Source organism: Clostridium sp. LS (assembly GCF_002760435.1).
Taxonomy (GTDB): Bacteria; Bacillota; Clostridia; order Clostridiales; family Clostridiaceae; genus Clostridium.
Genome location: NZ_AUUU01000121.1, coordinates 19,525 through 43,481 on the forward strand (window position 1 = coordinate 19,525; position 23,957 = coordinate 43,481).

Consider the following 23,957-nt stretch of genomic DNA (forward strand, 5'->3'; position numbering starts at 1 on the left):
AATGATGAATGATTAAGGAGAGAAATCCGTTTGAGGATTTTTTATGTATGAAAATTATAGAAATCTTCTAAAAAAGATTTCATCCTAAATTATTCATCATTCACTATTAATTATTCATCAATTTTGTTTTGCAAAATTTAAAGGGGGAAAAGATGTCAGAAAGATGGTTTATAAAGAATATTAAAGCCGATTATAAATATATATCAAAAAAATATGCACTTACCGAGCTTATGAGCAGACTTATAGTAAATAGAAATATTACAAATGATGAAATGATAAGAAGCTATATAAATCCAGATTTTGATAAGCTGCATAATCCAAGGGAAATGAAAGATTTAGAAAAAGCTGTGGAGATTCTTGGTGAAAAAATAAAATCTCAAAATAAAATAAGGATTGTTGGAGATTACGATGTTGATGGTGTAATAAGTATTTATATTTTATATTCAGCTCTAAAAAGGTGTAGTGCCAATGTGGATTATGAAATTCCAGATAGAATTAAAGATGGATATGGAATTAATATAGACATAATAAAACAGGCCAAGGAAGATGGAGTAGACACAATTTTAACTTGTGATAATGGAATATCGGCTATAGAACAGATAAAGTATGCAAAAGATTTGGGCATTACTGTGATAGTAACAGATCATCATGATATACCATTTGTTGATAATGAAAATAAAGTTAGAGAATTCATAAGTTCAGAAGCAGATGCTATAGTAAATCCAAAACAAGGTGAATGTAATTATATATTTAAACAGTTATGTGGAGCTGGAGTAGTATTTAAACTTGTAGAAGTGCTTTTTGAAACATTTAATATAGATAAAAAAGAATGTTATAAGTACATAGAATTTTTAGCTATAGCAACAGTGTGTGATGTTGTTGATTTAGTTGATGAGAACAGAATTTTTGTTAAAAAAGGGTTGGAATTAATAAATAATACAACTAATTTAGGATTGCAAGAATTAATAAGGGAATGTGAACTTATTGAAAAAACTTTATCAGTTTATCATTTAGGTTTTATAATAGGTCCATGTATAAATGCATCAGGAAGGCTAGATTCAGCAAAAAAAGGATTAAAGCTTTTGATTTCAAGTGATGAGGAGGAAGCAGTTAAACTTGCTAAGGAATTAGTAAGGCTAAATGAAGAACGAAAAGACATGACTATGAAGGGCGTTGAAACCGCCATAGAAATCATAGAAAAGAATGGAATGATAAATGATAAGGTATTTGTTATTTATATTCCAGATATACATGAAAGTTTAGCTGGAATAATAGCGGGAAGAATAAAAGAGAAGTATAATGTTCCTACTCTAATAATTACAAAAGCGGAACACGGGGTAAAGGGTTCTGGAAGATCTATTGAAGAATATAATATGTTTGAAGAACTTGTAAAATGCAAAGATTTGCTTGAAAAGTTTGGAGGTCATCCTATGGCTGCAGGCTTTTCCTTGAAAGAAGAAAATATAGATGAGTTTAGAAAAAAATTAAATGAAAATACTACTTTAAGTGATGAGGATTTGTTAAGGAAAGTTACAATAGATTGTGTTTTACCGCTTGATACAATAAATTATGAATTGATAAATGATTTAGAAAGACTTGAGCCATTTGGCAAGGCAAATACGAAACCATTGTTTGCTGAGAAAGATATTAATGTAATAAAAGCGGTAATACTTGGAAAGAATAGAAATGTGTTAAAGTTAAAACTAAAAACTAAGCTAAACAGAACTCTAGATGCCATATATTTTGGAGATATTAATGAATTCGAAGAAGAAATAAGAGATAAATATGGAAAAGAAGAATTAGAGAAATTATATGATGGAACATATAATGGTGTTAAAATGGATTTAGTATTTTATCCATCTATTAATGAATATAATGGTAATACTACTATTCAAGTTGTAATTCAAAATTACAGAAGCTAGAACAGTTTACAGTTCGCAGTTTACAGTTGAAGGAATAAACTCTTTCAGAGTTTATTAAAAAATATTTATTTTAGTGATAGACGAAGGATTTGGATCTACAACGAAATTATATATAAAATTAAAATCATTAATTTAAAGAAATCCCGTGGGGATTTCATCCGTAACTCTTAACTATTAACTTCTAACTTTTAACTGATTTAAAGGGGTGTTTTTGTTGAAATATAAAATAATAATGACAGGTGGAGGAACAGCAGGTCATGTTACTCCAAACTTGGCATTGGTACCTAAACTAAAGCAAAAAGGATTTGAAATAAAGTACATAGGAAGTAATGATGGTATTGAAAAAGAGATAATAACAAAAAATAATATACCGTTCTTTGGAATTTCTTGCGGAAAATTGCGAAGATATTTTGACGTGAAGAATTTTACAGATCCATTTAAGATTTTAAAGGGAATAGCTCAAGCTACAAGGATATTATCAAAAGAAAAACCTGATGTTATTTTTTCAAAAGGAGGATTTGTTGCAGTACCTGTTGTTATTGCAGCCTCTTTAAAGAAGATACCAGTAATCGCTCATGAATCAGATATGACACCTGGTCTTGCAAATAAGTTATCAGCACCTTTTTGTGATAAGCTGTGTGTAACTTTTAGAGAAAGCTTAAATTATATAAAGGGTAATAAGGGTGTGCTTACAGGAAGTCCAATAAGAGAAGAGATACTTCATGGGGATAAAGTTCAAGGTAAAAAAATATGTGGGTTTAAAGATAATAAAGAAATATTATTTATTATGGGCGGGAGTTTAGGTTCAAAACTCATAAATGATGAAATAAGAAAAAACTTAGATAAATTATTATTAGACTTTAATATTATTCATATTTGCGGAAAAGGAAATATAGATGAAAAGTATAAGAGTAAAGATGGATATAAGCAATTTGAATATGTAAGTGAAGAATTACCACACTTAATGAAGGCTGCTGACTATATTATTTCAAGGGCAGGAGCAAATTCAATATTTGAGTTTTTAGCATTAAAGAAACCAACCCTATTAATACCACTTTCTAAAAAGGCAAGTAGAGGGGATCAAATTTTAAACTCAAAATCTTTCGCTAAAGAAGGGTATGCATTAATGATGGAGGAAGAGGAAATTAATGGAGAAGCCCTTTATAATCAAATATTAGAGTTAAAGAAAAAAGGTAAAACTCTCATTAAGAATATGGAAAATAGCAAGGCTGCCAGTGGGGTAGAAGCAATAGTAGATATAATATTAGAAAGTATAAAAAGGTAAATTGATAAAATCTATATTTATTAGTTAAAATAGAACAAATTGTACAATCTAAACTTGCAAAAAAAAATATGTGAGATATAATAAAAGGGTAGGTTCAATTTAGTGAAAACAAAAGTTAATTATTTAACAAGAAGATGAGGTGCTGTTTCAATGAAAAAAGTTTCAATCATTTATTGGAGTTGTGGAGGAAATATAGAAGCCCTTGCAAATGCTATGGCAGAAGGTGCTAGAGAACAAGGTGCGGAAGTAAATGTAAAACATGTTGCAGACGCCACAATAGAAGATGTCTTAGAAGCTGATTCTATTGCGTTTGGAAGCCCTGCAGTAGATGCCACTAAAATTGAACAGCTAGAAATGAAGCCATTTCTAGAACAGTTAAAAACTTATGGTAAAGAAAATAAAAATAAGAACTGCATTTTATTTGCTACCTATGGATGGATTGAAGATACTTTTATGAAGATATGGAAAGATGAAATAACATCTTATGGTTTTAATGTAATTGGAGACTTAGCAGTTAAAGATTCACCAACAAAAAATCAATCGAATCTTATTAAACAGTTAGGAAAAGAATTAGTAAAATAATTGATGATTACAGTTGTTTATTTAAGATTAATAAGTTTGGTGTAAATTTTTTAACGCGCTAATTTAATATGTTTATTAGGTGGTCTTATAGACTTACTTATATAAAAAAATTTAAATTATAAATTTAAGTTTTAATATTAGAAAGAGGGGTCAACGCGATGAGAAAAATGAAAACTATGGACGGTAATACTGCAGCAGCTCATATATCTTATGCATTTACAGAAGTTTCTGCAATATTCCCAATTACACCATCATCACCAATGGCAGAACATGTAGATGAGTGGGTAGCACAAGGAAGAAAGAATATATTTGGACAACCTGTTAAGGTTATGGAAATGCAATCAGAAGCTGGAGCAGCTGGTGCAGTTCACGGATCTTTACAAGCTGGAGCTTTAACAACTACTTATACAGCTTCACAAGGTTTATTATTAATGATACCAAATATGTACAAAATTGCTGGTGAAATGTTACCAGGAGTATTCCATGTATCAGCTAGAGCATTAGCTACATCTGCTTTAAACATATTTGGAGATCACCAAGATGTTATGGCAGCAAGACAAACAGGTTTTGCAATGCTTGCAGAAGGATCAGTTCAAGAAGTTATGGATTTAGCAGCAGTAGCACATTTAACTGCTATTAAAACAAGAATTCCATTCTTAAACTTCTTTGATGGATTCAGAACTTCTCATGAAGTACAAAAAATTGAAGTTTTAGAATATGATGAATTAGCTAACTTACTTGATTGGGATTCAGTTAAAGCTTTCAGAGAAAGAGCATTAAATCCAAATCATCCTGTAACTAGAGGAACTGCTCAAAATGCAGATATCTATTTCCAAGAAAGAGAATCTGTTAATAAATTCTATAATGAATTACCAGAAACAGTTGAAAGTTACATGGCTGAAATCACTAAATTAACTGGTAGAGAATATCACTGTTTCGATTACTATGGAGCACCAGATGCTGATAGAGTAATCATAGCTATGGGTTCTGCTACAGACGTTTGTGAAGAAACTATAGATTACTTAAATGCTAACGGACAAAAAGTTGGTGTTGTTAAAGTAAGATTATTCAGACCATTCTCAAATGAAAGATTACTAGCTGCTATTCCAAAGACAGTTAAGAAAATTGCTGTTTTAGATAGAACTAAAGAACCAGGATCAACTGGAGAACCATTATACTTAGATGTAAGAAATGCATTCTATGGACAAGCTGATGCACCACTTATTGTTGGTGGAAGATTTGGTTTAGGTTCAAAGGATCCAAATCCAGGACATATTGCTGCAGTTTATGCTAACTTAGCACAAGATGCACCAAAGAATGGCTTCACATTAGGAATCGTTGATGACGTTACAAATACTTCATTAGAAGTAACTGAAGATATAGATGCAACTCCAGAAGGAACTACATCTTGTAAGTTCTGGGGACTTGGATCAGATGGTACTGTTGGAGCAAACAAGAGTGCAATCAAAATCATTGGAGATAATACAGACATGTATGCTCAAGCTTACTTCTTCTATGATTCAAAGAAATCAGGAGGAATAACAGTATCTCACTTAAGATTTGGTAAGAAAGCAATTAAGTCACCATACTTAATAAACAAAGCAGACTTTGTTTCATGTTCTAACCAATCATATATCCACAAATACAATGTACTTGAAGGATTAAAGCCAGGTTCTACTTTCTTATTAAATACTATCTGGTCTCCAGAAGATTTAGAAGAAAAATTACCAGCTGCATATAAGAGATTCTTAGCAAACAACAACATTAAGTTCTACACTATCAATGCTGTAGGTATTGCTCAAGAAATCGGCCTTGGTGGAAGAATCAACATGATAATGCAATCAGCTTTCTTCAAGTTAGCTAACATTATCCCAGTTGAAGATGCTATTAAGCACTTAAAAGATTCAGTTGTAACTTCTTATGGTAAGAAGGGTGAAAAAGTTGTTAACATGAACAACGCAGCTATCGATAGAGGTGTTGAATCAATTGTTGCAATAAACATTCCAGAAGCTTGGAAGACAGCTCAAGACGAAGCACCAGTAGAAATTAAACATGCTTCTAAATTTGTTAAAGATATAGTTATCCCAATGAACAGACAAGAAGGAGATCAACTTCCAGTTTCAGCATTTGCAGGTATGGAAGATGGTACTTTCGAAAATGGTACTGCTGCTTTCGAAAAGAGAGGAATTGCAGTAAATGTTCCTGAATGGGATTCAGAAAAATGTATTCAATGTAACCAATGTTCAATGGTATGTCCACATGCTGCTATAAGACCATTCTTATTAACTGAAGCAGAAAAGAATGCTGCTCCAGCTGCTGCTAAGATTGTAGCTGCTAAGGGATTAAAGACTGAAGAGCCATTATTATACACTATGGGTGTAACACCACTTGATTGTTCAGGTTGTGGAAACTGTGCTCAAATTTGTCCAGCACCAGGAAAAGCATTAGTTATGAAACCTCAAGAATCTCAACATGATCAAATAGAAGTTTTTGATTACTTATTCTATGAAGTTTCACCTAAGAAGAACCCAATGAACAAGAAGACAGTTAAGGGTAGCCAATTTGAGCAACCATTACTTGAATTCTCAGGAGCTTGCGCAGGTTGTGGAGAAACTCCATATGTTAAAGCTATAACTCAATTAGTTGGTGATAGAATGATGGTTGCTAATGCAACTGGATGTACATCAATCTGGGGAGGATCTGCTCCTTCAACTCCATATACTAAGAATAAATGTGGACATGGTCCAGCTTGGGCTAACTCATTATTCGAAGATAATGCTGAATATGGATTAGGTATGTTCTTAGGAGTTAAGGCTATAAGAGAAAGATTAGCTGAAAAAGCTCAAGCTGCTATAGCTGCAAATGATCCAGCAAGTGCTGAATTACAAGAATGGTTAGACAACATAGATGAAGGTGAAGGAACTAGAGAAAGAGCTGATAAATTAACAGCTGCTTTAGAAGCATCTAACACTGAACTTGCTAAAGAAATATTAGCTGAAAAAGACTACTTCGTTAAGAGATCACAATGGATCTTCGGAGGAGACGGATGGGCTTACGATATCGGATACGGTGGAGTTGACCATGTATTAGCTTCAGGAGAAGACGTAAATATACTAGTAGTAGATACAGAAGTTTACTCAAACACAGGTGGTCAATCATCTAAATCTACTCCAACAGCTGCAATCGCTAAGTTTGCTGCAAGTGGTAAGAAGACTAAGAAGAAAGACCTTGGAATGATGGCTATGAGCTATGGTTATGTATATGTAGCTCAAATTAACATGGGTGCTGATAAGAACCAAGTTATGAAAGCTCTTGCAGAAGCAGAAGCTTATAAAGGACCATCATTAATAATAGCTTATGCACCATGTATCAACCATGGATTAAGAATTGGTATGGGTAACAGCCAAGAAGAAGCTAAGAGAGCTACTGCATGTGGATACTGGCAAATGTACAGATTCAACCCAGAATTAAAAGAAGCTGGAAAGAATCCATTTGTATTAGATTCAAAAGAACCAACAGAAGATTTCAAAGAATTCTTAATGGGAGAAGTTAGATACTCTTCATTAGCTAAAGCATTCCCAGAACAAGCAGATGCTTTATTTGAAAAGACTAAGAAAGATGCTATGGAAAGATTAGAAGGATACAAGAGATTAGCTAATCAACAATAGTATTTAAATAAAATATATAATAACTAAATTTGCGCATAAATAAAAGAAGTTACATTTTGGAAAGATTCTAAAATGTAACTTCTTTATTTTAAGTGTAAAATATGTATCGAGAAAATTATATTTGCTAAGTTAAGTATTCAGAAAATAATTTTTGATAATTACTGTTATTGAGCTCTGCGAAAAATTTATCTTTTTCATTCATTTCGAGAATATATTTATTATTACTATAATCATAATCTACTATTTCTAAGAAAAAATCATGTAAATCTTTAAAGACCTGAACTCCTAATAACCTAGCTTCATCTAAAGACATGGCTAGTTGAACCATATTTGAATATACATGATAGATCCTATAGGTAAGTTCATCTCTATAATTATCAAAGGCATTTAATTCCTTGAATTTTTCTATCAATGCTTTTGATGAATCTATTTTTTCATAGATATGAACTTTGATATTATACTTTCTAGTGATTGAAATATCGTTACACCTATAATTGTATAATACCATATTAGTAGCACATATCTTTTTGCAATACAAAATAATTAATGATGTAAATTCCAAGTCCTCGAAAGCTACGTTTTCTCTAAATCTGATATTATGATTAATTATAATATCACGTTTTACTATTTTGCTCCATATATAACCAGAATTTATAATCATTAGTTTTCTCTTTTCTGCATTTAAATCTCCAAGAGCTTCTTTTGGCGTGGTTTTACAATTTTTGTTTAATGATTCTTCATAGAAATTACAATCAACTAAATCATAATCAGCTCTTACAGCAATTTTGTAAAGCTTTTCGAACATGTCGAATGACACATCATCATCACTATCAACAAAACCTATGTATTGACCCTTTGCTTTTTTAATCCCTAAGTTTCGAGCGCCGCCAGGCCCTTTATTTTCAGTAAGACTTTCAAGAATAATTTTATTTGGATAAGCTTGTTTATATGAATTTAATATATTTAAGCTATTATCAGTTGAAAAATCGTTAATTAATATTATTTCAATGTCATTTAAAGATTGATTAACAAGAGAATCTAAACATCTCTTTAAATATTTCTCGGAATTATAAACAGGGACAATGATAGAAACTTTAATATTCATATTAGTTTTTCCTCATTATAATATATTTTAATAGTATTATAGCATAATAATTTTTTTTGTTTAATATTTTTAAAGATTTAGTGGTAACAATTCATTTTTATTAGAATTTAATGAAGTGTATAAAATATACTTTTGACATATTATGAAAAAGTATTAGTTAGTAAATAAATTTATTGAAAATGTAATTTTAGGGTTTTAATTTTATTGTTTTAAGGGTAAAATTAATTAAGAACCAAAAGGAGGTTGAAAAATGGATAAAGATTTAGACAAATGCGGATGTAATAGTGAAGAAGAAACTTGTGGCTGTGGTGGACATAATCATGGCGAAGAACATGAATGCGGATGCGGGCATGATCATGAAAATGAATGTGGATGCGGATGCCATGATGAAGAAGAGAATTTCGTTATAGATTTAGAAGATGAAAATGGAAATGTAGTAACATGTCCAATAATTGATGAATTTGAATATGAAGATAATGTATATTACTTAGCTCAAAATCCCGAAGAAGATTCAGTTTATCTTTTTAGATTAGAAGAAGATGAACTTGTAGTTCCAGATGAGGAAGAATTTGATAGAGTATCAGCTTACTATCAAAACGAGTTAGTAGGCGAAGAATAATAAATAAAGGACTTTGGTATTTTTACCAAGGTCTTTTGTTTAGTACAATAAAGTGATGAATAGTGAATAATTAAGGAAGGAAAGCCTTCGGCTTTTCAAAAAGTAAATACCATTATAGGAAATTACGAAGTGATTTTAACATCATTTATTCATCATTCATCATAAATTATTCATTTACCAATGTTGTTTACAATTCAATATATTAATGATATATTTTTATTATGTGACAAGAATATACAATTGTATTAATGCATCTTTAAAAATAACTATACTAATATGCTATAATTTTTAGTCAAGCTATACTGATAAGTTGATTAATTCTATTTTTTTGTAGAAATAACCTTTATCTCTTTGGTTGATTGAAAAAGATTAGTGCATCTTTTCACTAAGTTATTTTAAAAATGCCTGAACTGGAGGGAATAAAGCAATGAATTTATCTAAAAAAGCGGGGAATATCAGTCCATCAATTACTTTGGCAATTACTGCAAAGGCCAATGAATTAAAGAGTCAAGGTGTTGATGTAATAAGTTTTGGGGCAGGAGAACCAGATTTTAATACACCAGAAAATATAATACAGGCAGCTATAAAAGCTATGAATGAAGGAAAAACTAAATATACACCAGCAGGTGGATTATTAGAATTAAAACAAACTATATGTAATAAATTTAAAAATGATAATGGATTAGAATATAAGCCAAGTCAAATAACAATTTCTACGGGTGCAAAACAATGCTTAGCCAATGTTTTTATGGCTGCTTTGAATCCGGGAGATGAAGTATTAATTCCAGTTCCATATTGGGTTAGTTATCCGGAGTTAGTTAAATTAGCGGATGGTGTGCCAGTGATTGTGGAGACATCTGAAGAAAAAAATTATAAATATACAGTTGCTGATTTAGAAAAAGCTTTAACTAGCAGAACAAAAGCAATAGTGTTAAATAGCCCTAATAATCCAACAGGAACTATTTACCATGAAGATGAACTATTAGATATAGCAAATTTTGCTAAGGAGCATGATTTATTAATTATTTCAGATGAAATTTATGAAAAATTGATTTATGATGGAGAAAAGCATATAAGCATAGCATCTTTAAATGATGATGCATATGAGAGAACTGTAGTAATAAACGGTGTATCAAAGACATATGCAATGACAGGATGGAGATTAGGATACGTTGCAGCCAGCGAGAAAATAACTAAGCTTATGACTAGTATTCAAAGTCATATGACATCTAACGTAAATACGATAGCACAGTATGCGGCTATAGAAGCTTTAAATGGACCTGTGGAAGATTTGAATAATATGATTAAAGAATTCGAAAATAGAAGGAATTTTATGATATCTAAATTAGAAAAACTTTTTGAGGTATCTATTATAAGACCAAGCGGTGCCTTCTATATCATGGTAAATATATCTTCTTATTTAAATACTACATTTAAAGATCAAGTAATAAATGATTCAGTAGATTTTGCAAAAGTATTGTTAGAAGAGGAAAAAGTTGCAGTAATACCAGGTGCAGGTTTTGGATTAGATGGTTATATAAGATTATCATATGCAACATCTATAGATATAATAGAAAATGGAATAGACAGAATTTCAACATTCTTAAGTAAAATTAAATAATTGGTATAAATATATATAATCAACATGATTCTAGACTTACCAGCAATCAACCGAAATTAGAAACATTGTTGTTCCGTCGGACTATGAAAATTTCGCTGGAAGGTTCTAAATAGCTGGTTGTACCCTATTTAGCATGTTCCCATTTTTCAATGTGACAAGCTAAATAGGAACAACCAACTATTAAGAACCATCAACATCTTATTTTCAAATGCCGACTTCACAAAAATGTTTCTAATTTCTAGTGTAGATATGCAGCTAAGCCTAGTAGATGTTGTATATATATTTGTAACTATAAATAAGATTTAAAAAAGTTTATCTTAAATATAATTCCAAAAATAGAATTATATTTTGACTTAGAGGTAAAATACTGTGAAAATAGTTTGAATAATTTAAGCATTCGTTTGAAATATTATTTAAGGTAATAAATAATATTTAGTTCTAAGTACTTAATTAAACAGATTAGGTTTAATTAAAATTGAGTATTAAGAACTAAATATTAAGGCAAAGGGTGGGTATTGGCTTTGAAGAAACTTGCTATATTTGATATTGATTATACTATTACTAAGAAAGAGACTTTAATGGAGTTGTTTAAATATGTAATAAAAAATGATAGAAAGAATATTCGATTCCTACCAAGGGCAGCTTATTGCGGACTTATGTATACTTTAAAAATATATGATGAGAGAGAAGTAAAAGAAAAGTTTTTAAAATTTATAGATGGAATTAAGGAACAAGACTTAGCGGAACTTGTTAAAAATTTTTATAATGACAAATTAACAAGTATATTATATGAAGATGCACTCAAAATGATGAAAAAACTTAAAAGTGAAGGATATGATATTTACTTAATATCAGCATCACCTGAATTTTATATTAATGAGTTTTATGCGATTAAGGAAGTCGATAAGATAATAGGAACTAGATTTACTTTTAAAGAAGGAATTTTCACAAGAAAAATGGAAGGTAAAAATTGCAAAGGCGAAGAAAAAGTAAGAAGATTAATGGAGGTTATTGAAAGTGAACATATAGAAGTGGATTTCAAAGAATCATATATGTTTTCGGACTCGTTATCTGATAAGCCTTTACTGGATTTAGTTGGAAAGCCATATTTAATAAATTATAAAAAAAATCATAATATAGAAATATTAAAATGGAAATAATATATTTTATTTGAGTAAGGAAAAAGGGAGGGGAATTATGGAAGATAAGGTCATATATGAGGTATTGAGAGTTATTAATGGAATTCCAATTTTTTTAGAGGCACATTTGAAAAGAATGAAAAATTCATTTCAATTAATAAATGAAGAATTTACATTAAGTTACGAAGAAACTGTAAATAAAATAAATAATTTAATAAAGAGTGAAAATAAACTTAATGGAAATATAAAAATAACTTATGGGATAAATGAAAAAGTATTACGGATATTTTTCATAGAGCATTCTTATCCAACTGAAGATATGTATAAAGATGGTGTAAGCACTATTTTATATTTTGGAGAGAGAAAAAATCCAAATGCGAAAATAATTAATGATGCTTTTAGAGAAAATGTAAATAGAGAGATAAAAGATAAAGGCGCTTATGAGGCAATATTAGTCGATAAAAATGGATATATAACAGAAGGCAGCAGGTCAAATATATTTATGGTTAAGGATAATATACTTATGACTTCACCTACAAAAGCAGTTTTGCCAGGAGTTACTAGAGGTGAAATTATAAGTTTGGCTAAAAATATTGGAATTGAAATTGAAGAAATAGAGTATAAATATTCCGATATAGATAAACTTGGTGGCATGTTTATATCAGGAACGTCTCCAAAAGTCTTACCAATAAAAAAAGTAGATAACATGGATTTAGATCCTAACAATAGGATTATTAGAAAGTTAATGAAAGAGTACAATAATCAAATAAAAAAGTATTTGGAAGAAAATGATTTATAAGGTAATTTGTATTAAAGTGTAAAATAATATAGATTAATATAAAATATGGATATAAAATTAGATAATGCTGTGGTATACTTTAATGTAAGAAGTATTTTTTATGGAGGAGATATTTATGAATTTAAAATTTTCTGCAACATCCTTAGATGAATGTCTTGAAAAAGCATCTTCTAAATTGAATATTTCTAAAGAAGCTCTAAAATATAGGGTGACTAAGGAAGAAAGAAAACTTTTTAGAAAAATAGTAGAAATAGAAGTACTAGAAGGGGAAGTTAGTACAACAGAAATTACTGAAAAAGAAATAGTTGGTAATTTAGAAGAAGAGGAAAAACAAAAAGAAACCTTTGGAGCTAAGGTAGAAAATGGGAAGATAATAATAACAGAACCTAAAGAAAAGGGAGATGTTATTACTATAAAGTCATGTCCAGGAGTTACATTAATAATTAATGGGCAGGAGTGCGATCAAATAACACCAGTAACAGCAGAAGATAAAATAGAATATAAATTTGAAGAAAATGAACCAGTGAGAAATGTTAATATATCGATTACAACTGATAGAATGGAAGCTTATATTAATATAGAAACTATCCCAGCACACGTATATAAGCTAGCTGATCAGGAATATCACAAAAATTTAACACTAGTAAAGAAAAAAGTTGAAGATAAGTATCCAGCAAAATATACTTCAAGTGAATTAAGAGAATTATTAAAAAATAAAGGTATTCGATATGGAATTATTGAGGAAGAACTAGAAGCATTATGCGTTGAGCATAATGCTAACAATGTATTAATAGCAAAAGGATTACCAGTCCAAGATGATATACCAGATGAAATTAAGCTTGAATTTACCGAATCTCTAGAATTAAATTATAAGGAAACCGATGAGAGAGTAGACTACAGAAATAGGTTTTTAATTTCAAATGTGAATGTAGGTGATGTTATTGCTAGAATAATACCAGGAAAGCTTGGAAATGATGGACAAGATGTTCTTGGTATGTTAATTAAAAAGAAACCAGCCAAAAAAACTGTGGTAAAGGTTGGAGACGGATGTAAGCTTGAAAATAATGAAGTTATAGCAACTACTGAAGGCAAGCCGGCTTTTAAAGCTAATACGTTTACTGTGAACAAGCTGTATAAAGTTGACCAAGTTGATCTAAAGAGCGGAAACATAGACTTTGTGGGAAATGTAGAGGTTGTTGGTGCTGTATTAGAGGCTATGGAAGTTAAAGCTGGAAATGAGTTACATGTTGGAAAAAATGTAGAGTCAGCTGTATTAAGAGCCTCCGGGGAAGTTATCATTAGCGGTAATATATTAAATTCTACGGTAACTGCTGGATGTGAAAATGTTGAAAGAAGGCAGTATTTTGATCATTTAGTAAATTTAAAAAGTATTATTGAAGATTTGGCATCTTCAGTACAGCAAGTAAAAGAAAATAATTTATTAGGACAAAGACAAGATGGAGAAATAATTAAAATATTAATTGAAAATAAATTTAAGTCATTGCCACAAATATCAAGAAGTATTTTAAATTATAATATGTCCTTAGGAATTCAACATAGTGAATTAACTTCGTTTATAATAAATAAATTGTTAGGGCTTGGTCCACTTAAAATTAAAAATTATAAAGAATTAGTAGAATTTGCTGAAATACTAAATGAAGAAATTGATGAAATAGAGGCATTGATTGTAGTTCCAACAAATATTTATTTAGGTTATGCACAAGGTTCAACTATAGAGGCATCTGGAAGTGTATTTATAACTGGAAAGGGACAGTATACATCCAATATAATAGCGCTAAATAATATAGAATTTATTGGTGAAAATTCTGTTTGTAGAGGCGGAACATTAAGTGCAGGCTGTGAGATAAAAGCAAAGACAGTTGGAAGTACTGCAGGGGTTGGTACCATTTTAAAAGTTCCGAAAAAGGGCCGTATTACAGCTGATATAGTATATAATAATACAATATTCTGTTTTGGAGAAAAACAAATAATGTTAGAAGTTTCCTCAAAAAATGTAGAAGCATATGTAGATAAAGATGGTGAAATAACAATTGATAAATTTATATTATAGGAGGTTTTAAGATAATGGCTAGTAAAGAAATTAAGATATTAATATTCGGATTAAATGGGGAACATTATGCCACAGATATAAAGGAAGTTGAAAGAATATTAGGTTATCAAGAGCCAACTGTTCTTCCAGATGCACCTGACTTTGTAAAAGGAGTAATTAACCATGAGCAAAGCATACTTCCAATAATAAGTCTATCAAAAAAATTTAATTTTGGTGAAGACAAGCAAAGCGAAAATAGAAAGATAATTGTTGTTAAAAGAGATGAAAATAAATTTGGTATTATTGTAGAAAATGTTTATGAAGTAAGAGATGTGAATAGCGATTTGCTAGAAGTAGCACCTCCTATTACAGCGACAATTGATAAAAAGTATATTTCAGGATTAATTAAATTAGAAGATAATATAGTTATTTTATTAGATTTAGAAAAGATATTATCTTCAGAGGATGAAAAAAACATCTTTTAGGGGGTAAAAATGGTAAGTACAGAAATAAAAGTTGGAATAGCCGATTTGAATTTGGTACTAGATCCAGGATCCATAATGACAATAGGATTAGGCTCATGTATTGGGATTGCATTATATGACAAGACACTTAAGGTGGCAGGATTAGCTCATATAATGCTTCCAGATAGTACTCAGTTTAAAAGTAATGCAAACCCCATGAAATTTGCAGATTTAGCTGTTCCAATGCTAATTGAAAAAATGGAGAAACAAGGGTGTAGAAAGAGAAATCTTATAGCCAAAATTGCTGGAGGTGCTTCAATGTTTAATTTTTCTGATAAAAGCATAATTAGTGATATTGGCAAAAGAAATAGTGATGCAGTAAAGAAAGCATTAAAAGAAGAAACTATTCCTATAGTCGCTGAGGAAATAGGTGGTAATAAAGGGAGAACGATGATATTTTATACAAATGATGGAAAAGTAGTGCTTAAAGTTGTAGGTCTTGGAATCGTAGAAATATAAAATTATAAAATTTAGAGAAGAGGTGTGATTAGGTGGAGAAAATAAAAATCATAGTTGTAGACGACTCAGCATTTATGAGAAAAGCAATATCAGATATGATAGAGTCAGAAAGCAATTTTGAAGTTATAGCAAAATTAAGAGATGGACGAGAATTAATTGAAAAGGTAGATAAATATAGTCCAGACCTTATCACATTGGATGTACATATGAAGGACTTAGATGGACTTGCAACGCTTAAAGAACTTAAAAGATTAGGTAAGAACTATCCAATAATTATGCTAAGCAGTGCAACAACTGAAGGCTCAGAATTAACTTTAGAGTGCTTGGATAATGGTGCAATTTCATTTATAACTAAGCCGTCAGGTGCTATTTCATTAGATATAGCGAAAGTTCAAAAAAACTTAATAGAACAGATTAAAAGTATAACTAGCAGCGTGAATTTAAAAAGAAAAAGCAGCAATGTACATCGTGAGACAAGCAATAAGTTTACCAATGAAACTATAGTAAAAGAAGTAAAGGAAAATAAAACAAACATAAATGTTTCAGTTGTTATTCCTAAAAGTAAAAAAATTGATGCTGTTGTCATTGGCGCATCTACAGGAGGTCCTAAAGCGCTCCAGGAAGTATTGACTAAATTTCCAGCAAATTTAGGTGTTCCAGTATTTGTAGTCCAACATATGCCAGAAGGCTTTACTAAAGTATTTTCTGAAAGATTGGATAAAGCTTGCAATATGAAAGTAGTTGAAGCTTCTGATGGTATGAAAATAAATAATGATACTATATACATAGCAAAAGGCGGGCAGCATATGACAGTTGGTTCGAGTAGTGCCATACATTTAAATAATGAACCTCCAATTTGGGGGGTAAGGCCAGCAGTAGATAAACTATTTAATTCTGCTATAAAAGTATATAAAGGAAATTTAGTTTCTGCAATCTTAACTGGAATGGGAAAAGATGGAGCTGATGGAACTGCAAATATAAAAGATTATGGCGGTATAACAATATCTGAAGATAAATCAACATGCACAATTTATGGTATGCCAAAAGCAGCTTTTGAAACAGGTAAGGTAGATTTAGTATTACCACTTGATGAAATTGCTCGAAACATAATAAGAATAGTAAAAGGTGTGTAGGAGGAAACATGGATTTTAATGAATTTCATAGATGGGTTCATAGAGAATTGGGAATAAATTTATCAGCATATAAGCCAGAACAGCTTAATAGAAGAATAAACAGCCTGATGACAAGAGTCGGAATAAAATCATTAGATGAATATACAAAAGTAATAAAAAGTAATCCAGAACAAAGACAAAAGTTTTTAGATTTTATTACTATAAATGTAACAGAATTTTTTAGAAATCCTGAATTGTTTTCTGACTTAGAAAAACAAATTGCAAAAGAATTATTACCTAACAACTCGAGTTTGAAAATATGGAGTGCAGCATGTTCTATAGGCTGTGAGCCATATACTTTAGGAATAATACTGGATAAATTATCACCAAATGGACGACATAATATAATTGCTACTGATATAGATGATACAATACTTTCAAAAGCTAAAATTGGAGAATATACGCAAAATGAAATGAAAGGCGTAAATAATTCAGATTTAGGTAAATATTTTAAAGTTAAGGACGATAAGTATTATATAGAATCAAAAATTAAGAATATGGTAACATTTAAGAAACATGATTTGATTTTAGATAGGTATGATAGTAATTTTGATTTAATTGTATGTAGAAACGTTGTTATTTATTTTAATAATGATATAAAGCAAGATATTTATAAAAGATTTAGCAATTCATTAAAAAAAGGTGGGCTTTTATTTGTAGGAGCTACAGAAAGCATTTATAATTATAGAGACTATGGATTTGAAAAAGCATCGACCTTTATTTATAAAAAAATATAAGGGAGGAATAAAGATGGATACATCTCAATATATGTCAATGTTTTTAGAGGAATCATTAGAAAATTTACAAACATTGAATGAGTCATTATTAGATTTAGAACAAAATCCAGATGATACAGATAAGGTAAATGAAATATTTAGAGTTGCTCATACAATTAAAGGAATGGCAGCAACAATGGGATTCACGGATCTTGCAGAACTTACACATAAAATGGAGGACGTATTAGCTGAATTTAGAGAAGGAAAATTAAAAGTAACTCAAGATGTAGTAACAGTTTTATTTGACTGCCTTGATACTTTAGAAAAAATGGTTGATAATGTTCAAGAAGGTTCAGACGAAAAAGTGGATATAGATGGTATTATGAAAGCCTTGGCAGATATAAAAAACAATGGTAATAAAAATACTACAGAAAGTGAAGTAGCGGCTACATCACAAAATAATGCAGCTATATTAGCAAGTGATGATTTGAACTTAGATTTAAATCAATATGATACATCTGTTATTAAACAAGCAAAAGAAAAAGGATACAATTCTATTGAAATTAAGGTGACATTAAGCGAAAATACATTATTAAAATCCGCAAGAGCATTTTTAATTGTTAAAGATCTTGAAGAGCATGGTGAAATTCTAAAATCAGAACCATCAACTCAAGATATTGAAAATGAAGAATTCGATTTTGAATTAAAATTTGTTTTAGTAACTAAAAATACAGTTGATGAAATAGTATCTGTTGTAAATGGAATTTCAGAAGTAGCAAAGGTTGAGGCAGCATTAATAGAATTTGAAAACATCGAAGAAGATTTAAAAGGGATAGAGCAAAAAGAAATAGAGCAAAAAATAGAAATAGTTAAGCAGCCAGAACCAAAGAAAGAAGAAAAAGCTCCAATTGAAAATACAGCAGCACCCGTAACTGAAGATAAACAAGCTCCAGCAAAGAAAACAACTCAAAAGAAGGAAGTTAAAAAAGCTCACCAATCTGTAAGAGTTGATTTAGAAAGAATAGATAATTTAATGAACATGGTTTCTGAGCTTGTAATATATAGAACAAGGTTAGAACAAATTGTAAATGTTCATAAATCACAAGAATTAAATGAAACTTTAGAGCAAGTAGGAAGAACAACATCTGATCTTCAAGATTTAGTTATGAAGATAAGAATGCTTCCATTAGATACTGTATTTAACAGATTCCCAAGAATGATAAGGGATATATCAGTAGAATTAAATAAGGAAATTAACTTTATTATAGAAGGTGCTGATACAGAACTTGATAGAACAGTTATAGATGAAATTGGAGAGCCATTAATACATTTACTAAGAAATGCAGCCGATCATGGTATAGAATCGGTAGAAAAGAGAATTGCTCAAGGAAAACCACCAGTTGGAACAATTAAATTAGTAGCATACCAAGAAGGTACAAAAGCATTAATTAAAGTTATAGATGATGGTGCAGGAATAAATATTGAAAGAGTTAAGGCGAAGGCTGAGCAAAGAGGAATAAATACTGAAGGAATGTCAGATAATGATATTAAGAATTTAATTTTTGCACAAGGCTTTAGCACTAACGAAGTTGTAACAGATATTTCTGGAAGAGGCGTTGGAATGGATGTCGTTAAGACAAAAATTGCAGCTCTTGGAGGAACAGTAGATTTATTAAGTGAAGAAGGAAAAGGTTCAACATTTGTAATTAAGCTTCCACTTACATTACAAATAATACAAGCTTTACTTGTAAAAGTTGGAGAAGAAACACTTGCTATTTCTTTAGGATTTATAGATAGGGTAATTGATTATAAAGAAGAAAATATTAAGAAGAGCAATGGAAAAGAAGTTATTGTTTATAGAGAAGATGTAATACCATTAATAAGATTAAATCAAACTTTAGATATAGAGGCTAGCGAAACTGATAAGAAATTTGTTATAATAGTAAATGTAGGTGATAAAACTATAGGTTTATTAGTCGATTCATTACTTGGACAACAAGAAATTGTAATTAAACCTTTAGGTAAAACACTAAAGAATCTAGATCAATATATTGGTGCTACTATACTTGGAAATGGTTTAGTAACATTAATACTAGATATAGGAGCATTATTATAAAGTGAAACTTGTTAAGTAAAGGCACATATTACTTGAATTTAGTTGAACTTATCTTTTAAGGGAACATGTAGTCTAGGGGAATGTCAGATTCTTATTTTGATTAATTAATAAACAAATAAGAAATTTTAGACATTAATACAGCGTGTTCACTTAGGATATAATTTTTGAAGGAGGGTTAGAAGTGGAGTATTCTAATTTAAGCGCTTTACAATTAGATGCACTTAAAGAAGTCTCTAACATAGGTGCAGGAAATGCAGCAACTGCCCTTTCCATGATGATAGGGAAAAAAGTAGATATGACAGTACCAGCAGTAAATGTCGTAAGATTAGAAGATATTGTTGAAGAAAATGGCGAAATTGAAGTTGCTGGTACAGTTGTTAGAGTTCTTGGAGATATTGCTGGAAATATTCTTTTAGTATTCGAAAGACCAACAGCAGAAAATGTAATAATGAAATTAGTGGGAAGTAAGCAGTCACCTGAAAGTGAGATGGGGAGTTCAGTATTATGTGAGATAGCTAATATAATATCAGCATCTTATATGAATTCTATATCACAGCTTACTAATCTCGCTATAGCACCATCAGTACCAGCCACTTCATATGATATGCTAGGTGCAATACTAACAACAACATTTATAGAATCTAATCAATATGATGAATATATATTAGATATTGAAACTGTATTTTTAGATGATGACACAGCAGAAAATATAGGTGGACACTTTTATTATATCCCTATGCCGGGATCATTAGAAAAAATATTGAAATCTATAGGAATAAATTAAATTTTGGAGGTAAAAAAGTAATGGCTAAAGTTTTAATTGTAGATGATGCAGCTTTTATGAGAATGATGATAAAGGATATTTTAGAAAAAAATGATTTTGAAATAGTAGGAGAAGCAAACAATGGAATAGTTGCTGTAGACATGTATAAAAAAGAAAAACCAGATGTTGTAACTATGGATATAACAATGCCTGATATGGATGGAATTGAAGCAGTTAAACAAATCAAGGCATTTGATCCAGATGCAAAAGTAATCATGTGTTCAGCAATGGGACAACAATCAATGGTTATGGATGCAATAAGAGCAGGAGCAAAAGACTTTATAGTAAAACCATTCCAAGCAGATAGAGTTTTAGAAGCTATAAAGAAAGTTGTAGGTTAACCAAAAGGAGGTTAAGAAATGCAGATAGTAGTATTCAAATTGGGGGAAGAACATTTTGCAGTTGAGACAGAAAGAGTCCAAAGTATCAATGATACAATGGGAATTACAAAGGTTCCTAAAGCCCCAAGTTATATTAAAGGACTAATAAATTTACGTGGAAGCATTAAATCTCTTGTGGATATAAATCTGTTATTGGATGTAACTCCTGGTAAAGAACAAAATAATATTATAATTTTAACAGTTCAGGATGAAGAAATAGGAATATCAGTAGATGAAGTGGAAGAAGTTTTAGATATTGACGAAAAAAGTATTCAAAAGGTTGATAAAGATACAAATAAAGTACAACCTTATATAAAGGGTATATTAAATTACGATGAAAAGCTTCTTACAATAATAGATATAGACAAACTATTAAATTAATTTATTGAAATGAGGGAGAATATATGGCAGACGTCTTATCGCAAAGCGAAATAGATGCCTTGTTATCTGCCCTGTCTACAGGTGAATTAGAATCAGAAGAAGTTGGTAAAGAGGAAGAAAAACATAAAATTAAGCTTTATGACTTTAGAAGTCCTCAAAAATTCTCAAAAGAGCATATAAGAACACTTGAATTAATACATGATAATTATGCCAGAATTATTTCCAATTACTTAACTGGTCAAACAAGACAAAATGTTAAAGTTAAAATTGAAACTGTAGAGCAGATAACATATGAGGAATTTATTCATTCTGTGCAAAACCCTACTATAATGACAATTTTTAAAATGCCACCATTAGCAGGTACAATACTATTTGAAACTAATCCTCAATTTTCACTTCAAGTAATTGACGTTTTGCTTGGTGGAAAAGGCGATAGAAAGACTCAAACAAAAGAATTTACAGATATAGATAAAAATATAATGCGTCAAATTACAACTGGAATGATAAATAATTTAAAATTAGCATGGGATTCTATTATTGAGGTTGAGCCTGAGGTTGAAGCAATCGAAACGAACCCAGCAGTAAACCAAACAATGTCACCAAATGATCCAGTGGCTCTAATTACATTTTCAGTTGAAATGAATAAGCGTAGTACTTTTATTAATATGTGTATTCCGTACTTAAGCATAGAGAAAATCTTAGATAAATTAGTAGTACAATATGCATTTAGAAATGATGATGAATCTTTAATGGCTGAATCAAGAGAAAAACTAGAAAAAGGGATTAATAAAGTTGATGTTGATATTATAGCAGAACTTGGACATGCGAGTATAACTGTAGATGATTTCTTAAAATTAACCATCGGTGATGTAATTAGACTTGATAACAAAAGTTCATCCCCAATTAAAGTATATGTAGGAAATGAAGAATGTTACTATGCTAAGCCAGGTATATCAGGTAAAAACATGGGAGTTATGATATTAGATGTAACAGATAAGGAAGTGAATGGGTATGAGTAATAACTTTTTGTCACAAGAAGAGATAAATGCATTATTAGCAGGGGAAGATACATCTTCTGCTGAAAGTGGAAATACATTATCGGATGAAGGTGAATCTGAAGCAGAAGCTATAACAGAAATTGATAAAGATTTACTTGGTGAAATTGGAAATATATCTATGGGTTCAGCTTCAACAGCTTTATATCAACTTATTAATCAACAAGTTAACATAACTACACCTGTAGTAAGTGTTACAACTTTAAGAGAAATAAAAGCTGGATTCGAAACACCTAACATAGTGCTAGATATTGAATATGTTGCAGGTATAATAGGAAGAAATATATTAATAATAAAAATTAGTGATGGATTAGTAATATCAAATCTAATGATGGGTGGAGATGGACAAGTTTCTGAAAATCACGAATTATCAGAAATAGAAATTAGTGCAGTATCAGAAGCAATGAATCAAATGATTGGTTCAGCAGCCACTTCAATGGCTACAATGTTTGGAAGAAAAGTTGATATATCACCACCAACATCAAAATTAGTAACTGATGGAGATATACCAATTTCAGATGCAATACCAGAGGATGAACCAATAGTAAAAGTATCTTTTAGAATGACTATTGGAGATATTGTTGATAGTAATATAATGCAAATATTCCCGATAAAGACAGCTAAGAATATTGTTGCAATAATGACTGGGGAAGATAAAGCAGAGGCAAAAGCTGAGGCACAACCTGCTAAAGCTGTACCAAAGGAGCAGATTATGAATAAAGAAATAAGTCAAGATCCAGTTAACAGTGCATATACTATGGAACCACAATATAGTCCTCAGCCACAATATCAATATGAGGCACCACCGCAAAGAATGCAGCAGCCAGTAGAAGTTCATGCTGCAGCCTTTGAGCCATTAGCACCTCAAAGCAATGTTCCACCAATAAAAAATATAGATTTAATACTAGATGTTCCTCTAGATATATCTGTTGTTTTAGGTAGAACTAAAAAGAGCATTCAAGATATCTTAAATTTAGGTACTGGTTCCTTAATAGAATTAGATAAACTTGCAGAAGAACCTGTTGAAATATTAGTTAATGGAAAGCAAATAGCACTTGGAGAAGTTGTTGTTGTTGATGAAAACTTTGGTATAAGAATAACTAATATAGTAAGTAGTGTTGAAAGAATAAAGAGATTAAAATAAGAAACTCCCGAAAGGGAGTTTTTTCTATTCGTAAATTACAATGTTTAAAAATTAACTATAAACTTATTTGAACATTGTCCGATAACTATAGTAATGAAGTAAGGAATGGAGTAATGTGTTATGAGTATAGAGAGAATAAATCGATTAGCATATATAAATGCATATAATTCAAATTGCAATAAATCTGTAGAAAAAACAAGTAAGGCTTCTAATGTAGACACAATTGAAATATCAGATTTAGGAAAGAGTCTTAAAGATTATTCTTTAAGCAGCAGCTTAGCTGATGCAAAAAGAGTAGTAGACATCAAAAGTAAAGTAGATAGTGGGACATACAATGTAGATGCTAGGTTAACAGCAAAAAGTTTATTAAACGTAATGAAGGAGACTAAAGAGTAAA

General features: G+C 30.4%; 21 protein-coding genes. 20 read left to right on the plus strand and 1 reads right to left on the minus strand.

The features are described from left to right. The first annotated feature begins 152 nt into the window (after nt 1–152). The 4 genes from recJ to nifJ all read left to right on the plus strand — a co-directional run bounded on the left by recJ (nt 153) and on the right by nifJ (nt 7,457). Nucleotides 153–1,922, plus strand: a complete 1,770-nt coding sequence (gene recJ / locus COL3_RS22415; RefSeq protein WP_008428424.1) for a single-stranded-DNA-specific exonuclease RecJ — start codon at nt 153–155, stop codon at nt 1,920–1,922. Nucleotides 1,923–2,133: 211 nt separating this feature from the next. Beyond that, nucleotides 2,134–3,207, plus strand: a complete 1,074-nt coding sequence (locus COL3_RS22420; RefSeq protein ID WP_008428422.1) for an undecaprenyldiphospho-muramoylpentapeptide beta-N-acetylglucosaminyltransferase — start codon at nt 2,134–2,136, stop codon at nt 3,205–3,207. A 150-nt stretch (nt 3,208–3,357) separates the two neighbouring features. After that, nucleotides 3,358–3,789 (plus strand): flavodoxin domain-containing protein, encoded by a 432-nt coding sequence (locus COL3_RS22425; protein ID WP_008428420.1) that lies wholly within the window; start codon nt 3,358–3,360, stop codon nt 3,787–3,789. Nucleotides 3,790–3,947: 158 nt separating this feature from the next. Further along, nucleotides 3,948–7,457, plus strand: coding sequence for a pyruvate:ferredoxin (flavodoxin) oxidoreductase (gene nifJ / locus COL3_RS22430; RefSeq protein ID WP_008428418.1), 3,510 nt, complete (start codon nt 3,948–3,950; stop codon nt 7,455–7,457). Between the two features lie 124 nt (nt 7,458–7,581). Here the strand turns inward: nifJ and COL3_RS22435 are convergent, their stop codons facing one another. Continuing rightward, nucleotides 7,582–8,562, minus strand: a complete 981-nt coding sequence (locus COL3_RS22435; protein WP_008428415.1) for a glycosyltransferase — start codon at nt 8,560–8,562, stop codon at nt 7,582–7,584. 250 nt (nt 8,563–8,812) lie between these two features. Here COL3_RS22435 and COL3_RS22440 point away from each other — a divergent pair, with 250 nt between their 5' ends. From COL3_RS22440 to COL3_RS22515, 16 genes are all read left to right on the plus strand, one after another. Further along, nucleotides 8,813–9,181 (plus strand): DUF1292 domain-containing protein, encoded by a 369-nt coding sequence (locus COL3_RS22440; protein WP_008428413.1) that lies wholly within the window; start codon nt 8,813–8,815, stop codon nt 9,179–9,181. 427 nt (nt 9,182–9,608) lie between these two features. After that, the gene (locus tag COL3_RS22445) at nt 9,609–10,802 is read left to right on the plus strand and encodes a pyridoxal phosphate-dependent aminotransferase (RefSeq protein WP_008428412.1); all 1,194 of its coding nucleotides are present in this window, start codon (nt 9,609–9,611) and stop codon (nt 10,800–10,802) included. A gap of 521 nt (nt 10,803–11,323) precedes the next feature. Beyond that, nucleotides 11,324–11,962 carry an HAD-IB family hydrolase gene (locus tag COL3_RS22450; protein ID WP_008428410.1) on the plus strand — a complete coding sequence of 213 codons (639 nt, stop codon included), beginning with the start codon at nt 11,324–11,326 and terminating at the stop codon, nt 11,960–11,962. A gap of 37 nt (nt 11,963–11,999) precedes the next feature. Next, on the plus strand, nt 12,000–12,740 hold the full coding sequence (locus COL3_RS22455) for an aminotransferase class IV (RefSeq protein ID WP_008428408.1): 741 nt from the start codon (nt 12,000–12,002) through the stop codon (nt 12,738–12,740). A 115-nt stretch (nt 12,741–12,855) separates the two neighbouring features. Beyond that, nucleotides 12,856–14,811 (plus strand): FapA family protein, encoded by a 1,956-nt coding sequence (locus COL3_RS22460; RefSeq protein ID WP_008428406.1) that lies wholly within the window; start codon nt 12,856–12,858, stop codon nt 14,809–14,811. A 14-nt stretch (nt 14,812–14,825) separates the two neighbouring features. Beyond that, a complete protein-coding gene (locus COL3_RS22465; RefSeq protein ID WP_008428405.1) occupies nt 14,826–15,275 on the plus strand; it encodes a chemotaxis protein CheW in 450 nt (149 codons plus the stop codon). Between the two features lie 9 nt (nt 15,276–15,284). Further along, a complete protein-coding gene (locus COL3_RS22470; protein ID WP_008428403.1) occupies nt 15,285–15,773 on the plus strand; it encodes a chemotaxis protein in 489 nt (162 codons plus the stop codon). A 32-nt stretch (nt 15,774–15,805) separates the two neighbouring features. Further along, entirely contained in the window at nt 15,806–16,906 is a 1,101-nt protein-coding gene (locus COL3_RS22475; RefSeq protein ID WP_008428401.1) for a chemotaxis response regulator protein-glutamate methylesterase, read from the plus strand. An 8-nt stretch (nt 16,907–16,914) separates the two neighbouring features. Continuing rightward, nucleotides 16,915–17,682, plus strand: a complete 768-nt coding sequence (locus tag COL3_RS22480; protein ID WP_008428399.1) for a protein-glutamate O-methyltransferase CheR — start codon at nt 16,915–16,917, stop codon at nt 17,680–17,682. Between the two features lie 13 nt (nt 17,683–17,695). Then, nucleotides 17,696–19,777 carry a chemotaxis protein CheA gene (locus tag COL3_RS22485; protein WP_008428398.1) on the plus strand — a complete coding sequence of 694 codons (2,082 nt, stop codon included), beginning with the start codon at nt 17,696–17,698 and terminating at the stop codon, nt 19,775–19,777. 181 nt (nt 19,778–19,958) lie between these two features. After that, nucleotides 19,959–20,561, plus strand: coding sequence for a chemotaxis protein CheC (locus COL3_RS22490; protein WP_008428397.1), 603 nt, complete (start codon nt 19,959–19,961; stop codon nt 20,559–20,561). A gap of 20 nt (nt 20,562–20,581) precedes the next feature. Further along, nucleotides 20,582–20,941 carry a response regulator gene (locus COL3_RS22495; protein ID WP_008428396.1) on the plus strand — a complete coding sequence of 120 codons (360 nt, stop codon included), beginning with the start codon at nt 20,582–20,584 and terminating at the stop codon, nt 20,939–20,941. An 18-nt stretch (nt 20,942–20,959) separates the two neighbouring features. After that, nucleotides 20,960–21,361 carry a chemotaxis protein CheW gene (locus COL3_RS22500; RefSeq protein ID WP_008428395.1) on the plus strand — a complete coding sequence of 134 codons (402 nt, stop codon included), beginning with the start codon at nt 20,960–20,962 and terminating at the stop codon, nt 21,359–21,361. Between the two features lie 23 nt (nt 21,362–21,384). Beyond that, nucleotides 21,385–22,380 carry a flagellar motor switch protein FliM gene (gene fliM, locus COL3_RS22505; RefSeq protein WP_008428394.1) on the plus strand — a complete coding sequence of 332 codons (996 nt, stop codon included), beginning with the start codon at nt 21,385–21,387 and terminating at the stop codon, nt 22,378–22,380. Next, nucleotides 22,373–23,560 (plus strand): flagellar motor switch phosphatase FliY, encoded by a 1,188-nt coding sequence (fliY, locus tag COL3_RS22510; RefSeq protein WP_035284341.1) that lies wholly within the window; start codon nt 22,373–22,375, stop codon nt 23,558–23,560. The genes fliM and fliY overlap by 8 nt, the downstream gene beginning before the upstream one ends. A gap of 120 nt (nt 23,561–23,680) precedes the next feature. Then, nucleotides 23,681–23,956, plus strand: a complete 276-nt coding sequence (locus COL3_RS22515; protein ID WP_008428392.1) for a flagellar biosynthesis anti-sigma factor FlgM — start codon at nt 23,681–23,683, stop codon at nt 23,954–23,956. Nucleotide 23,957 lies beyond the last annotated feature (1 nt).

Excerpts from the sequence above, each read along its gene's own strand:
- nifJ (WP_008428418.1), top strand. The coding sequence starts at position 3,948 with ATGAGAAAAATGAAAACTATGGACGGTAATACTGCAGCAGCTCATATA.
- COL3_RS22515 (WP_008428392.1), top strand. The coding sequence starts at position 23,681 with ATGAGTATAGAGAGAATAAATCGATTAGCATATATAAATGCATATAAT.
- recJ (WP_008428424.1), top strand. The coding sequence starts at position 153 with ATGTCAGAAAGATGGTTTATAAAGAATATTAAAGCCGATTATAAATAT.
- COL3_RS22500 (WP_008428395.1), top strand. The coding sequence starts at position 20,960 with ATGCAGATAGTAGTATTCAAATTGGGGGAAGAACATTTTGCAGTTGAG.
- COL3_RS22435 (WP_008428415.1), bottom strand. The coding sequence starts at position 8,562 with ATGAATATTAAAGTTTCTATCATTGTCCCTGTTTATAATTCCGAGAAA.
- COL3_RS22480 (WP_008428399.1), top strand. The coding sequence starts at position 16,915 with ATGGATTTTAATGAATTTCATAGATGGGTTCATAGAGAATTGGGAATA.
- COL3_RS22445 (WP_008428412.1), top strand. The coding sequence starts at position 9,609 with ATGAATTTATCTAAAAAAGCGGGGAATATCAGTCCATCAATTACTTTG.
- COL3_RS22485 (WP_008428398.1), top strand. The coding sequence starts at position 17,696 with ATGGATACATCTCAATATATGTCAATGTTTTTAGAGGAATCATTAGAA.
- COL3_RS22465 (WP_008428405.1), top strand. The coding sequence starts at position 14,826 with ATGGCTAGTAAAGAAATTAAGATATTAATATTCGGATTAAATGGGGAA.
- COL3_RS22425 (WP_008428420.1), top strand. The coding sequence starts at position 3,358 with ATGAAAAAAGTTTCAATCATTTATTGGAGTTGTGGAGGAAATATAGAA.
- COL3_RS22455 (WP_008428408.1), top strand. The coding sequence starts at position 12,000 with ATGGAAGATAAGGTCATATATGAGGTATTGAGAGTTATTAATGGAATT.
- COL3_RS22460 (WP_008428406.1), top strand. The coding sequence starts at position 12,856 with ATGAATTTAAAATTTTCTGCAACATCCTTAGATGAATGTCTTGAAAAA.
- COL3_RS22440 (WP_008428413.1), top strand. The coding sequence starts at position 8,813 with ATGGATAAAGATTTAGACAAATGCGGATGTAATAGTGAAGAAGAAACT.
- fliM (WP_008428394.1), top strand. The coding sequence starts at position 21,385 with ATGGCAGACGTCTTATCGCAAAGCGAAATAGATGCCTTGTTATCTGCC.
- fliY (WP_035284341.1), top strand. The coding sequence starts at position 22,373 with ATGAGTAATAACTTTTTGTCACAAGAAGAGATAAATGCATTATTAGCA.
- COL3_RS22470 (WP_008428403.1), top strand. The coding sequence starts at position 15,285 with ATGGTAAGTACAGAAATAAAAGTTGGAATAGCCGATTTGAATTTGGTA.
- COL3_RS22495 (WP_008428396.1), top strand. The coding sequence starts at position 20,582 with ATGGCTAAAGTTTTAATTGTAGATGATGCAGCTTTTATGAGAATGATG.